The sequence below is a fragment of the Pseudomonas sp. 2 genome (genome assembly GCF_056627435.1).
Genome location: NZ_JBWXNG010000022.1, coordinates 90,381 through 104,014, shown reverse-complemented (window position 1 = coordinate 104,014; position 13,634 = coordinate 90,381). Strand labels below are relative to the sequence as shown.

At 58.1% G+C, this 13,634-nt stretch carries 13 protein-coding genes; 5 read left to right on the top strand and 8 right to left on the bottom strand.

The genetic code is table 11. The features are described from left to right. The first annotated feature begins 19 nt into the window (after positions 1-19). The 5 genes from AC1MEK_RS27300 to AC1MEK_RS27280 all read left to right on the top strand — a co-directional run bounded on the left by AC1MEK_RS27300 (position 20) and on the right by AC1MEK_RS27280 (position 5,733). Positions 20-1,681 carry a GMC family oxidoreductase gene (locus AC1MEK_RS27300; RefSeq protein ID WP_480399360.1) on the top strand — a complete coding sequence of 554 codons (1,662 nt, stop codon included), beginning with the start codon at positions 20-22 and terminating at the stop codon, positions 1,679-1,681. Continuing rightward, positions 1,678-2,763, top strand: a complete 1,086-nt coding sequence (locus tag AC1MEK_RS27295; RefSeq protein ID WP_480399359.1) for a glycerol dehydrogenase — start codon at positions 1,678-1,680, stop codon at positions 2,761-2,763. The genes AC1MEK_RS27300 and AC1MEK_RS27295 overlap by 4 nt, the downstream gene beginning before the upstream one ends. A gap of 15 nt (positions 2,764-2,778) precedes the next feature. After that, positions 2,779-3,525 (top strand): SDR family NAD(P)-dependent oxidoreductase, encoded by a 747-nt coding sequence (locus AC1MEK_RS27290; RefSeq protein WP_480399358.1) that lies wholly within the window; start codon positions 2,779-2,781, stop codon positions 3,523-3,525. Positions 3,526-3,620: 95 nt separating this feature from the next. After that, a complete protein-coding gene (locus AC1MEK_RS27285; RefSeq protein WP_480399357.1) occupies positions 3,621-4,907 on the top strand; it encodes a carbohydrate porin in 1,287 nt (428 codons plus the stop codon). A gap of 70 nt (positions 4,908-4,977) precedes the next feature. After that, positions 4,978-5,733 carry an IclR family transcriptional regulator gene (locus tag AC1MEK_RS27280; RefSeq protein WP_480399356.1) on the top strand — a complete coding sequence of 252 codons (756 nt, stop codon included), beginning with the start codon at positions 4,978-4,980 and terminating at the stop codon, positions 5,731-5,733. A 14-nt stretch (positions 5,734-5,747) separates the two neighbouring features. Here AC1MEK_RS27280 and AC1MEK_RS27275 read toward each other — a convergent pair whose 3' ends face one another. The 8 genes from AC1MEK_RS27275 to AC1MEK_RS27240 all read right to left on the bottom strand — a co-directional run bounded on the left by AC1MEK_RS27275 (position 5,748) and on the right by AC1MEK_RS27240 (position 13,522). Continuing rightward, positions 5,748-6,890 (bottom strand): mandelate racemase/muconate lactonizing enzyme family protein, encoded by a 1,143-nt coding sequence (locus tag AC1MEK_RS27275; RefSeq protein ID WP_480399355.1) that lies wholly within the window; start codon positions 6,888-6,890, stop codon positions 5,748-5,750. Further along, positions 6,887-8,245 (bottom strand): MFS transporter, encoded by a 1,359-nt coding sequence (locus AC1MEK_RS27270; RefSeq protein WP_480399354.1) that lies wholly within the window; start codon positions 8,243-8,245, stop codon positions 6,887-6,889. Before AC1MEK_RS27270 ends, AC1MEK_RS27275 begins: the two co-directional genes overlap by 4 nt. A gap of 54 nt (positions 8,246-8,299) precedes the next feature. After that, on the bottom strand, positions 8,300-8,977 hold the full coding sequence (locus AC1MEK_RS27265; RefSeq protein ID WP_480399353.1) for an RraA family protein: 678 nt from the start codon (positions 8,975-8,977) through the stop codon (positions 8,300-8,302). A 15-nt stretch (positions 8,978-8,992) separates the two neighbouring features. Beyond that, positions 8,993-9,967 (bottom strand): C-terminal binding protein, encoded by a 975-nt coding sequence (locus AC1MEK_RS27260; protein ID WP_480399352.1) that lies wholly within the window; start codon positions 9,965-9,967, stop codon positions 8,993-8,995. 161 nt (positions 9,968-10,128) lie between these two features. Continuing rightward, positions 10,129-10,899: an IclR family transcriptional regulator gene (locus AC1MEK_RS27255; RefSeq protein ID WP_480399351.1), complete on the bottom strand. Its 771-nt coding sequence runs from the start codon at positions 10,897-10,899 to the stop codon at positions 10,129-10,131. Between the two features lie 6 nt (positions 10,900-10,905). Continuing rightward, entirely contained in the window at positions 10,906-11,631 is a 726-nt protein-coding gene (locus AC1MEK_RS27250; RefSeq protein WP_480399350.1) for an SDR family NAD(P)-dependent oxidoreductase, read from the bottom strand. Next, the gene (locus AC1MEK_RS27245) at positions 11,628-12,956 is read right to left on the bottom strand and encodes an MFS transporter (protein ID WP_480399349.1); all 1,329 of its coding nucleotides are present in this window, start codon (positions 12,954-12,956) and stop codon (positions 11,628-11,630) included. The genes AC1MEK_RS27250 and AC1MEK_RS27245 overlap by 4 nt, the downstream gene beginning before the upstream one ends. A gap of 71 nt (positions 12,957-13,027) precedes the next feature. Next, on the bottom strand, positions 13,028-13,522 hold the full coding sequence (locus tag AC1MEK_RS27240; RefSeq protein WP_480399386.1) for a 2,4'-dihydroxyacetophenone dioxygenase family protein: 495 nt from the start codon (positions 13,520-13,522) through the stop codon (positions 13,028-13,030). Positions 13,523-13,634 lie beyond the last annotated feature (112 nt).

The following is a 13,634-nucleotide window of genomic DNA, read 5'->3' as shown; positions in this document are numbered from 1 at the left end:
CTGCACTCTAGGAACGCACATGAAAACAATGAAAAACTTTGATGCGATCGTCATCGGAGCGGGATCGGCTGGATGCCTGACGGCAGGACGCCTGGTCAGGGATCACGGGCTGAACGTGCTGCTGCTCGAAGCCGGCCCGCGCGACCGCAATCCGCTGATCCGCATGCCGGCAGGCTTCGTCAAGCTGCTGGACAGTGATCGCTACATGACGTTTCACAAGAGCGCCCCCCACGCCCACCTTGACGGCCGTCAGCCGTCTATCCCGCAAGGGCGGGTATTGGGCGGCGGAAGCTCGGTCAATGCCATGGTCTATATTCGCGGTCAATCTCGCGATTACGATGAGTGGGTAGACACCACGGGCGACGCGGGCTGGGGCTTTGAAAGCCTTCTGCCCCACTTCACCAACATGGAAGGCAACCAGACCTTCCATAACACTCTGCATGGCAGCCAGGGCCCGCTAAAGGTCAGCGACGGCGCCAACATCAATGAACTGTCCCGCGCCTTCGTTCAGTCAGCGCAGGCTGCCGGCTTCCCCTACAACGCAGACTTCAACAGTGGTCAGCAGACGGGTACCGGCTTTTACCAACTCACCGCTGCGGGCGGGCGTCGATGCAGCGCCGTCGATGCATTTCTGGCACCGGTGCTCAATGATGACCGGCTGACCATTGTCTGCGGTGCGCAAGTACAGCGGGTTCTTCTCGAAGGCAACCGTGCCGTAGGCGTGGAATACCGTGAGGGCAACCAAACGGTTCGCGCAGGCGCTGGCGAAGTGATCGTGACGGCGGGCGCGCTGATCAGTCCGCAGATGCTCATGCTCTCGGGGCTCGGCCCTGCTGCACAACTGCGTGAGTTCGGGATTGACGTACACACTGATCTGCCGGGTGTCGGCCAGAACCTGCAAGACCATCACGAAGTCCCGGTGCTCGCGTTCTGTAACGGCCCTTACGGTTACTTTGGCCAGGACAAAGGCTGGAACAAGATCCGTAATGGCCTGCAGTACCTCGCCTTCGGGAGTGGGCCTGTGACGTCCAATGGCGTAGAGGCCGGGGCGTTCTTCAATCCGGATGACCCATCGGCCGAACCGAGCCTGCAGGTTTTCTGCATCCCCTCGGTCTACCTGGATCCAGACGTCACCGACCAGCAACCGACCTGGGGCTTTACGCTCAACAGCTGCCTGCTGCGGCCGCGCAGCCGAGGCCAGATCAGCTTGCGTTCAGCTGACGCCAGCATCACCCCTCTGGTCTTGCCGAACTATTTACATGATCCGGAAGACATGCGGTTATCGGTGGCCGGCATTCGGATGGCTCGCAAGATCGCAAGCAGCGGGCCGCTTGCAGGCATGGTCGACCGAATCGTCTACCCGGCAAGCGACGCGGCCACCGACCAGGAGTTGCAAGCGCATTGCCGGCGCACGGTGAAGACCGTTTACCACCCCGTGGGCACCTGCCGCATGGGCAGGGACGATGATTCAATGGCTGTGCTCGACAATCAGATGCGTGTGCGCGGCATTGAAGGTTTACGGGTGTTCGACGCATCTGCCTGGCCGAACATCATCAGCGGCAACACCAACGCCACGACCTACGCTGTCGCAGATCGTGGCGTGGCGCTCATGATGAACGAGGTCACACCGCAGCGCCTGAATGACCAACTCTCGAGCCGTCGCCAAGAGTGCCTGTCATGATTCGCAGCAGCGTGTTCGCAGGCCGCTATGTTCAAGGCCCTGATGCCTTGAACACGCTGCCCGGGCTACTCGCCCGGCTTGGCGGCACGTTTGCCTGCCTGATCGACTCAGCCGTCGCCATGGCATTGGAAGCCCGCATTGATAGCTGGGAAAACCTCGACATCCGCGTGAGGCGAGCAACAGGGGGCTGCACCCTCGCCAACATCCATGCCTTGAGCGACTGCGCGCAGGGCTGCGATGCAATCATTGCAATGGGTGGCGGGAGGGTGATCGATACGGGTCGTGCGGCCGCCGATGACTTGGGCATTGCGTTCATTTGCGTACCGACAGCGGCGGCCTCCGACGCGCCCTGCTCTGCGTTGGCAGTGGTTTACGATGACGATGGTCACGTCCTGCATGACCGGTTCGTGACGCAAAACCCGGCCATGGTGATCGTGGACACCTCGATCCTGATCAAGGCACCGTTGCGACTGTTCATCAGTGGTATCGGCGACGCGTTGGCGACTTGGTACGAAGCAGATGCCTGTGTCCGATCAGGTGCCCGGAATCTATGCGAAGGCCGCCCTACCCGGCTTGCACTGGAAGCCGCACGCCTCTGCCGGGACACGCTCTTCGCTCACGCGCGGCAGGCGGTGACCGATTGCCGCGCGCAACGTTTGAGCGACGCCTTCGAGGCCACCATCGAGGCGACGGTCTTGCTGTCGGGGATAGGTTTTGAATCAGCGGGTGTAGCTGCTGCCCATGCCATCCACCATGGGCTCGCAGAAATACCCTCCTGCCACGAGTTTCTGCACGGCGAAAAAGTCACCATCGGTCTGTTGACCTCATTGTTCCTGACTGACGGTCGTGAAGACGAGCGCTCACAACTCTTTGCGTTCTGCAGAGAGGTCGGGCTGCCGACACGCCTGTCGCACATAGGCCTGGATGTGACAAATCCCTCGGCACTCGAACATGTGGCCAGACGCGCTTGCCGAGAGGGCGAAATCATTCACAACGAACCCTATCCCGTCACTTGGCCACAGGTCGTCCAGGCCCTGCTGGCGATGGATCGTTTTGGCGCTAAAGCACAAACACAACAATAAACCCGGAGCCCATCAATGCAGCATATTATCGAAAACTTCCGCCCTGGCCTCTTCAACAAGAAGCAGGTTCTCGTCTCCGGCGGTACCAGTGGCATCGGTCTGGAAATCGCTCTCGGCTTCAATGCCCTGGGAGCAACGGTTATCGCCACGGGCTCCTCACAAAAGAAGCTTGACCCGCTCAAGGCTCAATATCCCGCCATCCAGTTCGCTCGGCTGGATGTATCCGACCCTGACGCGATCAACGCCTTCGTAGCAGAACTTTCATCGCTCGACGTCCTGGTTAACGCTGCAGGTATCTCACGACCCGGCGACGAGTATGACGACGCTACATTCCATGAAGTGATGTCAGTCAACTTGAGCAGTGTCATGCGCCTGTCCTCTGCAGCAGAGCCTTTGCTGATCAAAAGCCAGGGCTCAATCATCAACATCGCTTCGATGCTGAGCTATTTGGCTGACCCGCTTGTCCCTGGTTACTGCGCGAGTAAGAGCGGTCTTTTAGGCCTAACGCGAGCCCTCGCTCACCAACTCGGAGACAAGGGTATTCGCGTCAACGCCATCGCGCCGGGTTACCACCGAACAGCCATGACCCGCGAGCTTTGGGACAACCCACAGCCCGCTCAAAAGATCGAGCAACGCACCGCCCTGAAACGGTGGGGCGATGCCGATGACCTGGTGGGCGCTGCGCTATTTCTGGCGTCCACTGCAGCCGGTTATGTAACCGGCGCCACGCTGGCCGTCGATGGCGGATACGTCAGCGGCTAAACCCTAGGGTTTCATCTTACCCAAAGGCCTCCCGGGCACATCCAGTACCCGGACGGGATTGCTTTGCCTACAAAAACAATAGAAAGGCGCACACGATGAAAAAATGCATCACAGCAGGACTTGCACTGATCGCTTGGACAGGAGCACACGCGGAGGACTTCTCTGCCTCCAATTACTTACTGGGGGATTGGAACGGGGCACGCAAGGATTTGCATGAGCAGGGAGTCGACTTCAACTTCAACTATACAAACGAATATGCCTACGCCGCCCATGGAGGCGATAACCACAACAGCGCTTATGCCGATCAGATCCTGGTCGACACCCAGTTCAATCTGGAGAAACTGTTCGGCTTGAAGGGAGCCAGCGTGCGGTTGAGCCTGAACAATCGCAATGGCGAAAACCTGAATACCGAAGCCGGGCTCGGCACTCTGCTCAACGAGCAGGAGATCTATGGTTACGGCAGCGTCACGCGCATAGCGCAGTTCTACTACAAGCAGTCCTTGCTGGATGACAAGGTGTGGTTCAAGGTGGGTCGGCTGCCGATGAGCGGCGAGATATTTCCATTCAGCTGCAAGTTTCAGAACCTGACCTTCTGCGGCACCGTCCCCGGGTATATCACACCGAACTGGTACACGTGGCCCGTCAGCCAGTGGGGCGGCGTGATCAATGCCAAAGTCGGAGATGACGCTTATGTTCAGGCTGCTGTATACCAGGTAAATCCCAGCTTCACCAAAAACTCGCAAGGTATGAACTTTGGCAGTCCACATGGCACGACCGGTTTACTGGCTGTTGGTGAAGCAGGATGGTCACCCAGCCAATTGTCGATGCCAGGGACTTATCGGTTGGGTATCTGGAAAAACACCGGGGACTTCACCGACATGTATCGCGACTCGACTGGCCAGCCCATCGGCCTGACTGATGGCGAGCCAGGAGAGGAACACAGCGCGCACGGCTATTATTTGATGGGCCAACAGCAGGTCTGGAAGTCGAGTGAGGTCTCCGGACGCGGCCTGACGTTGTTTGCCAACTTCATTCAGTCAGACAGGGATGTGTCGTACGTCGAGCGCGTATGGCAGGCCGGGGCGTTCTACAGCGCGCCATACGCCTCACGGCCTCAAGATGAGATCGGTTTTGCCGCAGCTCGACTGGAGGTCAATGATCTGTCCGCCAAACGTGTCCGTCAGCAGAATAGCCTGTTGCCTGTGGGCGCAACTGGAGCACCCATCCCAGGAGAAGAATACCCTCTGGAGCTCTACTATGACTTCGCGCTCACCCCTGCGATTTCTGTGAGGCCCAATGTACAGTACGTTCACAATCCCAGTGGCATGGACGGCGCCAGCAGCGTCACCGTGCTGGGCCTGAAGACCAGCATTTCCTTCTAAACACTACCCGGCTTCAGATAGGATGATACGGCGGCCAAAGAGCCGCCGTATTCGCATAAAAGGATATCCCGTGTCACAAAGCATTGAACGCGCCGTCGAAGTCCTCATGCTTGTCGGCGAAAAACCACAGACGCCTTCGGAAATATCGCGCCATCTGGACGTTCATCGCTCCACTGCCCTTCGCATCATGGAGGTGCTGATGGCTCAGCGACTCATTCGAAAGCTGCCGGATGGCGCTTACGGGATCGGCCCCGGCCTGTTATCACTGGCCTGGCATGCCCAGGATCAGTTCGCGCTCGTAAAGCTGGCTCGTCCACGGCTGACCGCTCTGAGCGAGCTCTACGATCAGACCGTACATCTGGCGGAGCTGCAAGCCGACCAGATCGTCTATATCGACAAGATCGAACCCAAGCGTTCGATCCGCCTGACTTCAAGAGTCGGTGACGCGGTGTGCCTGCATACGGCGAGCGTGGCCAAATCCATTCTCGCCTTTTCCGACTCCGCAACCCGGGAACACCTTCTGGCCGGCCACGAGTTCAAACCGTTTACCCCCACTACCATTACCACTGAGCAGGCGTATCTGGAAATCCTGGAGGATGTTCGCGAGCGGGGCTGGTCGACGGATGATGGCGAACTGGAGGATTACATCAACTGTCTGGGCGCGCCGATTCGCGACGTCAGCGGGCAGGTTGTCGCAGCTGTATCGATCATCGAGCTGAAAGCCAAGAGCAACCTTGAAGCTATGCAGCGCACGGTACTCAAGCCGCTCCAGGAGACAGCCAACGCCATCTCGCGGGATCTGGGATGGAAAGGAGGATCGGAGTGATCCTCCCTGCGGGATTATTGCCGATGCTTTTCGAGAAACTCCCGATCTATTTCAAAGCCCAGCCCCGGTGTGTCAGGTAGCGTCAACCACCCCGCTTCATGCTCCAGCGGTCGATCCACCAGCGCGGTTCGGAATGGGTGCGCGGAAGTATCAAACTCGAACAGAGGCTGATCGGCGTAAAGCGAGTAATGTGTCGTGGGCGTGTTAGCGATTGCATGAAGCGAAGCATACTGCCCGACTGCTGTTCCCCACACATGAGGGTTGACTTGTACCCCATGTGCCTGGGCCAGCACGTTGATATGCTTCAACGCGGTGAAACCACCCGCCAGGCAGATATCAGGCTGAGCCACATCCACAGCTTCAGCAGCGAAAAGATCCCGGAAACCGTAAAGTGAGAATTCGGCCTCGCCACCCGCGATCGGTGTGTCCAACGCCTCACGTACTCGACGATAACCTGCCAAATCCTCAGGGACTACCGGCTCCTCGATCCAGCGCAGATCAAAGTCGTCGAGCGCACGGCCAAGCTTGATTGCGTCACTGGAGCCATAGCCGTGATTGACGTCCACCATCAACTGTCGATGTTCGCCGATCTCACGACGGATCGCGTTCATAACCTGCACGTCATCAGCGACGCCAAAGCCGAGCTTCACTTTCATCCGGTCAAACCCTGACGCTGCGTGACGCGCAGCCTCCTGGGCCATCGCTTGTGCCTGCCCCTGCCCTTCGCTGCGGAAAAAACCGGTGGCGTAGCACTGGACTCGATCCCGGAATGCACCACCGAGCAACCGCCACACAGGCATACCCGCTGCCTTGCCCTTGATATCCCATAGCGCGATGTCGATTGCGCTGATGGCGCCTACGACCACGCCCTTGCGGCCATAATCACGGGTGCGTAGATACATCGTATCCCAGAGGACATCGGTCGCCAGCGGGTCGGCGCCGATCAACAAAGGTTTCAAGGCGCTTTCGATGACAGCCTGGGCGATTTCCGGCGGTTGAAGCCCGACGCTGAACGTTTCACCCCAACCTTCGATACCGTCGTCCGTCACCACGCGCACCAGGGTCGTGGAGCGGCCTGTTACCCAGCCTTGAGAATACGCAAACGGCTTCTGGAGCGAGCTTTTCAATACATAGGTTTCAATCTTCTCGATTTTCATGCCAGTGCCTCGTTGGTCATAGGGTCGGCGTCAGCACGGGGGGCAGTTGCCACGATCGGTTTACGCACGACGAGGTGATAGAACACCGCCGAGAGCACAGCCACAGCAGCGGAGATGAAGAACACGATATTGAACGAGCCTGTCGCATCAACGATCAGGCCGGCTACCAAAGGCGACAGCGTGGCGCCCAGGAAGCCGCCGAAGTTCTGGATGCTGCCAACGGAAGCGACTGTGCCAGGCGAGGTAAATTCGCTGGGTAATGCCCACGCGTGAGCGACCACGGCCCCGTTGAATCCTAAAGCGAATGCCATCAACGTCACCGCAATCCCCAGTCCGTACCCCTCTCCAAACCAGCCGTTGAACGGGATCAGTAGAAGCACCAGAGCCTGCAGTAACATGGAGGCAATGATGGTCGCCTTCTTGGCTTTGAGGCTTGTCCAGCCAAGGCGGCCGGAAAGCTTTTCAGAGATCATGCCACTGACCAGGTCACCGATCATTGCACCGACCCAAGGGATGCTCGCGATCAACCCGAGAGAGGCGTACTGCACGTGGAACTGGTTGATGATGAAGAGCGGGATAAACACCAGAAAAATCTGGTAGACCCACATGTTGCAGAAGAAGCCAGCCATCATGCCCCACATCGTGGCCTTGCCGAACAGGCTCGCCCAAGGTGTTTTGGGGCAGTGGTCTGCTGAGGCAGGCTGATCGTGGCGGATCCATGCAAGCTCTTCTTCCGTTACCTGGGGGCTCTTATTCAGATCCCGATAGAAGTACATGAAAATGATCGCAACGATCACGCCCGCGACTCCTGCCACAATGAACATCGAACGCCAGCCGAACGCGGCGACGATCCACACCAGCAACACAGTAAAGAACGCCGGGCCGGCTTTCAGTGCAGCATCCCAACAGCCGTTCGCCAGGCCGTGTTCGCGGCGGGGAAACCACTGACTCACGATCTTGCTGGTCGACGGCAGCGAGGGTGACTCGGCAAGCCCCAGGCATCCACGTGCAACAGCGAACGCTGGCAGGCTCGATACGAACCCCATTGCTGATGTAGCCCCGCTCCAGATGATGACCGATAGCCCGAGCAGACGCCGAGGGCCAAAGCGATCGACAAACCAGCCGGACGGTAATTGCCCGATCGCATAGCACAAGGAAAACGCACTGCCCAGCAAGCCGATGCCCGTGGCACTGATACCGAGCTCCTGCTGCATTGCGGGCGCCGCGATCGACAGTGCCAGCCGGTCGATGTTATTGATCAGTGCAAGCAGACACAGCAGCCCCAGAACGAACCAGCGTTTTCCGCCACGCGGTTTAGCAAGCGGTGCTTGTGCAGCACCCTTCAAATTGAACATGATGAACGTCTCCCCAGCTTGGAATTGTTGTACGGCAAGACGGTTTCTGGCAGGTCAGATACGACCGAATTTGGCCAGAAGATCCTGGAACGTGGCACCCTGAAGAATCAGCTCGCGCATTGCGGCTTCGTTGTCGGCGATGGTTCGGGCTCGCTCATAAACAGCGGCCATCTTGTCCCTCGGAACGACGGCTACCCCGATCTCGTCAGCGACCACCAGGTCACCCGGGTTGACCACTACCCCGCCACAACTGATAGGCACGTTGATCGCGATCGGTTCCCGACGACCCGATAGCGCAGTGTGTGCCTGGCGGGGCCCGCATACCTTTGCCGATACCGGGAAATCCAGAAACCGTGCCTCGTCGGTATCTCGGCAGCTCCCATCGATCACGGCTCCAACGACGCCGGCGTTCTTCGCAAGCCCTGTCATCAGCCCGCCCCAAATCGACGTCTCTGTCTCGCCGAAGGCGTCGATCACGATGACGTCGCCGGGGCGCGCGACATTGAACACTTCCAGGCAATCGACGATGTCACCGGCAGTCAGTTGTACGGTCAGGGCCGTGCCAATGATCTTCTTGTCTGCACCCTTGGGCTTGATGTCATGGCGCATGGTGCCTGCACGCTCCTGGGCGTCGGAGACTACACAGGAAAGCGACATGACATCGGCCATGTCGAGGAACAGTTGCAACAGTTCACGGTTTGGTTGTGGGGCTTCATTAACAACGATGCTCATAGTATTTCTCCGGGTTCAGGGACGGACAGGATTGAGTGGGGCTTGACCCAGCAGGACGGCGCGGACGTTCTGGGCAGCGACACGTCGGCACTCATCCAGGGCGTGTTGGGAAACGTAGGCCGCGTGCGGCGTTATCAGGCAGTTAGGGAGAGTGAAAAGTGGATTGTCCGCGGGCGACCAGTGGAGTTGTTTGGCTGGTTCCTCCTCCGTGTCATCCAGTGCAGCGGCCGCCAAATGACCGGTCTTCAGTGCGTGATACAGCGCGGCATTGTCGATGACCTTGCCCCGGGCCCCGTTGACCAGTAACGATCCTGGTTTCATCAACGAAAGAGCACGTTCATCGATCAAGTGATGGGTTTCAGGAGTGTGTGGGCACATCACATCGACGAGGTCTGCCGTTCGCAGCACCTCATCCAGGTCTGCTTTTTCCACACCGTGGGAGGACATCAAGCTCTCGGAAACGAATGGGTCATACGCCTTGATGACAAAACCAAATGGCTGGAGCTTGCGCACCATGTTCTGTGCGATCCGGCCGAAACCAATGAAGCCGAATACGCTCCCGCGCAAGCGTTTGATCGGTCGATTCCAGTCAGACCAGTGCCAGCGGCCTGCATGAGTCGCCTGATCGTAAGTCGGTAGAGATCGCAGGAGGGTCAGCGCCATCGCAATGGAATGATCCGCCACTTCCTCAAGGCAGTAATCCGGGACATTGGTCACGGTGATACCTGCCTGATGGCAAGCCTTCACATCGAGAATATCGACTCCGATACCGTATCGAGCGATCACCTTGCATTGCTTCAGCGAACTGATTGTATTGGCGTCAATGCGGGCGTACTGCTGAAGAATTGCGTGAGCGTCCGGCGCTTGTTCCGCCAGTCCTTCACCGCTTCTGGCCTGCAGACCGATCACCTTGGCGCCAATCGGTTCCAGAATGCTCTTCTCGATATCGAGGTCTGGATAGTCGTAGTCGGATACGTAAACGTTGTACACGAGGAGTTCCTTTTATTATTGGATAGAACAGCCTTTGTGTTGCACTATGCGCAACACGCGTGCATATGTTGCGACACGCGAAAAACGTTAACCCAAAAATCCTGGGTAGAAAAGTGTTTGTTTCAGTTCGTTGCCTGAACGGCCGTGTTGCTCGTGCGTGGTCAGCCCACGGCGGCAGCGATGCCTTGTGCGCAGCGTTTCAGCGCAGCAACGGCGGTTTCTGCGGGCAGAGCCTGGAAGCGGTAGCTGGGCATGCTGGTGCTCAGACAGCCGATAACCTGCCCTTTTGCATCAATGATCGGGCATCCATAGCAGCAGATATCTGCCTCATTCTCTTCAAGGTCGACTGCGTAGCCCCTACTGGCGACTGCCTTCAGCTCTCTGCGAAGTGCGTCTGGCTCGGTAATGGTTGCGGGCATCAACGGCACCAGATCGAGCCTCTCCAACAGCTCGTCTACCAAACTTTCCGATTGATGAGCCAACCAGGACTTTCCAACAGAGCTGGAGTACAGCGTCACTCGCGTCCCGACTCTTGAGGCCATCCGTACCGTGCGATGCGATTCAAGCTTGGCGATGTACACCATCTCCAGACCTGAGCGCACCGCAAGGTGCACGGTCTCGTCCAACGTGTCGCGCAGAACCTGCAAATGAGGTTCTGCTACGCTGCGCAAATCCGACGTGTCCAGCGCGTGCCTGGCAAGCGTGATAACCCTCGGCCCAATGCGAAGGCGCCCATCTGCACCGGTCTCAGCCAGCATGCCCTCAGCCAACAAAGCGGCCACGATCCGAAACGTTGTAGGACGTGGATAGCCGAGCGTTTTCGACAATTCACTCACGGTCGTGGGCTGTCCCGCATCCGAAACAGCCTGCAGTACGTTCATGAATTTAGTGAAAGCGGCTGTGCCGGGTACATCAGGTTTCGCAGAAGACATCGAGATTCAGGCCACCAGATACCCCCCGTCAACCGGGAGAATAGTGCCGGTGATGAACGAAGCTGCGGGGCTGCACAAGAAAACCACCGCCTGAGCGATGTCTTCCGGCAGACCCCAACGGCCCAGAGGGGTGCGTTGAAGAATGGGTTCGGCACGTTTGGGATCTTTCTGCAGAGCCTCCGTCAGAGGCGTAGCGATCCAGCCCGGCGCCACGGCATTCACGCGAATGCCGTCGGCAGCGTACGCAATGGCCAACGATTTCGTCAATTGCATCACCCCGCCCTTGCTGGCGCTGTAGGCCGGCACCAGACCGCCTCCGAAGAAGCTGAGCATCGACGCCGTATTGATGATCACCCCACCACTCTCGGCCAACTTGGCTCGGGCGAGGCGACAGCAACGCAGCGTGCCGTTGAGGTTTACATCGATAACTTTCTCGAACACGTCGATTTCATGCTCCTCGACACGTCGGATAATTCCGGCGCAATTCACCAGGATATCCAGCCGCTCGACCTCAGCGATAGCCGCTTCAATCGCGTGCGCATCAGTAACGTCGACTTCCAAAGCGCGAAGATCCAGGCCTTTAGGCACCTGCAACCTGTCAGCATCGAAACCAAGGGCCAGTACACGTGCGCCCAATTGTGCGAGAGTCAGGGCAGTCCCGGCACCAATACCCGTAGTGCCGCCAGTGACGATAGCCGTCTTGCCGGCGAAGAGATTTGCATTGAAAGTCATACTCGGTGCTCCTGGGGAAGGTTGAGAGAGGTGGTCGAAATGTCCGGGGTTTCCCCGATAGGGGCTTTAACCAGGGTTGCATAGGCCAGGGCTCCGAACACGGCGATCACGCCGCTGGCCACCAGCGCGCCTTCATAGGAACCAGAGGTCTGAACGACCCAGCCAGTGACTACCGGCGCGAAGGATCCGCCAATGTAGCCACCGAAGTTTTGAATGCTCCCGACCGATGCAACTTTGCGTCTTGGGGCGATCACGCTGACCATCGTCCAGCACGCCGCGCTGGCCAGGTTGATGAAGAACATCGCAATGCAGATCAGCACCATGGCCCACGTGAGATCAGGGGTATAAGCGGCGGGGACAGTGGCCAGCGCACCACCCAGTAATCCAATGCATACCGTCCATTTGCGACTGGTGATAACCGAGCTGCTCCGACGTGCGAAGAAGTCCGCGATCTGTCCAGCGCTGATCATTCCCAATGCGCCAAAGACGTAAGGGATAGCCACCAGCCATCCGGTGTGAGCAACAGAAACGCCGCGGTCATGTTCCAGATAGCTAGGCAGCCAGGTCAGGTACAGCCACACCATATAAATGACGCCTGCAAAACCCAGCAGCATTCCCCACATGGTTCGATTGGCAAACAGTCCTCGCCATTCGCGCCCCGACATCCTCGCGCTCGACTGATTGACAGCCTCGTGTTCAAGCAGATGCTGTTCGTCCTGCACAGTGAGCTTGATGTCATTGCGATTGCGGTAACAGGCATACCAGCCGATGCCGACCAACAGTCCAGCGACACCTGTGAGTACAAACATCCAGCGCCAACCGAACGCCAGCATGATCGCGGTTAGCAATGGCGGCGCGAGGCATGGCGCAATGCAGCTCGACGCAATGAAGAGTCCGGTGGGGCCGCCACGCTCTCGCACTGCGTACCATTCACTGACGACCTTGGCGCCCGCTGGAAACAGAGGTGATTCGCCGATGCCGAGCACCGTGCGCGCGAGAATGAACTGACTGAACGTATTGACCATTCCGCAGAACAACTGGGCAATCGACCAGAAGCAGATGCCGGCGCCGAGCACCAACCGATTACCCCAACGATCGAGCAGCGCACCTACCGGTAGCTGAGAAAACGCGTAGGCCAGTGAGAACGCCGATAACAGCCACCCCATTTCCGTCGGAGAGAGGCCGAGTTCTCCGCGGATTGAGGTGTTCGCGATCGATAATGCGCTGCGGTCAATGTAATTGATGAGGCCTGCAACCGTGAGGAAGGTGATTGCCACCACCTGGATACGCTTGAGCCTCGAAGATTTCTTCGCAAGGGTGTCCATACGACGATCTCTGATTGTGATTGTTTTAGAGATTGGGTGACCGCCTGAGTCAGACGGTCACCTCATTGAACTCAACGAATGAACTGGTCTACGTAATCCCCCCCCAAGCCCACTTCTTCGTAGTGCTTGCGACACATGTCGATCTTGGTGAATACATCTTCGTAGCCCACATGCTCACCCCATGGATCCACGTAATACATGCAGCCCTGCACGTTGAAGAGCGTGATCATTTCGGTCACATGTTCATCAACGACCAGAGTGTGAGTCTCTCCCGGCGGTTCGAATGCATAAGAGCCCTGGGAGGCGACCCAGTCGTGTTCCAGGTAGCGCCACTCGCCCTTGATCACGAATGCGTGCACGGGGCCAGGGTGACGATGGCGGCTCAATACGCCGGACTTGCGAACCCGAAGCAGGTTTATCCAGTAACCCGCACTGCGGTTCAGGCACAGCGGCCTGAACCAGACATTTTCTGCTTGCGGAACCCATATCCGCTCATCTTCCGGGACGGCTGGGGCGACGACCAGGTCGGGCAGCATGCCCATGGGTTGGTTGTACTGAAACGGCATGCGCCGTAGTTCGTCGGCGGTGAAATCGGCTGAACTCGGTTTGATTTGAGACACTGTTTTTATTCTCCATCCATAATGTGGACATGCAGTCCACATTATGATTAATGCGTTT

Excerpts from the sequence above, each read along its gene's own strand:
- AC1MEK_RS27300 (WP_480399360.1), top strand. The coding sequence starts at position 20 with ATGAAAACAATGAAAAACTTTGATGCGATCGTCATCGGAGCGGGATCG.
- AC1MEK_RS27295 (WP_480399359.1), top strand. The coding sequence starts at position 1,678 with ATGATTCGCAGCAGCGTGTTCGCAGGCCGCTATGTTCAAGGCCCTGAT.
- AC1MEK_RS27290 (WP_480399358.1), top strand. The coding sequence starts at position 2,779 with ATGCAGCATATTATCGAAAACTTCCGCCCTGGCCTCTTCAACAAGAAG.
- AC1MEK_RS27285 (WP_480399357.1), top strand. The coding sequence starts at position 3,621 with ATGAAAAAATGCATCACAGCAGGACTTGCACTGATCGCTTGGACAGGA.
- AC1MEK_RS27275 (WP_480399355.1), bottom strand. The coding sequence starts at position 6,890 with ATGAAAATCGAGAAGATTGAAACCTATGTATTGAAAAGCTCGCTCCAG.
- AC1MEK_RS27270 (WP_480399354.1), bottom strand. The coding sequence starts at position 8,245 with ATGTTCAATTTGAAGGGTGCTGCACAAGCACCGCTTGCTAAACCGCGT.
- AC1MEK_RS27265 (WP_480399353.1), bottom strand. The coding sequence starts at position 8,977 with ATGAGCATCGTTGTTAATGAAGCCCCACAACCAAACCGTGAACTGTTG.
- AC1MEK_RS27255 (WP_480399351.1), bottom strand. The coding sequence starts at position 10,899 with ATGTCTTCTGCGAAACCTGATGTACCCGGCACAGCCGCTTTCACTAAA.
- AC1MEK_RS27250 (WP_480399350.1), bottom strand. The coding sequence starts at position 11,631 with ATGACTTTCAATGCAAATCTCTTCGCCGGCAAGACGGCTATCGTCACT.
- AC1MEK_RS27245 (WP_480399349.1), bottom strand. The coding sequence starts at position 12,956 with ATGGACACCCTTGCGAAGAAATCTTCGAGGCTCAAGCGTATCCAGGTG.
- AC1MEK_RS27240 (WP_480399386.1), bottom strand. The coding sequence starts at position 13,522 with ATGCCGTTTCAGTACAACCAACCCATGGGCATGCTGCCCGACCTGGTC.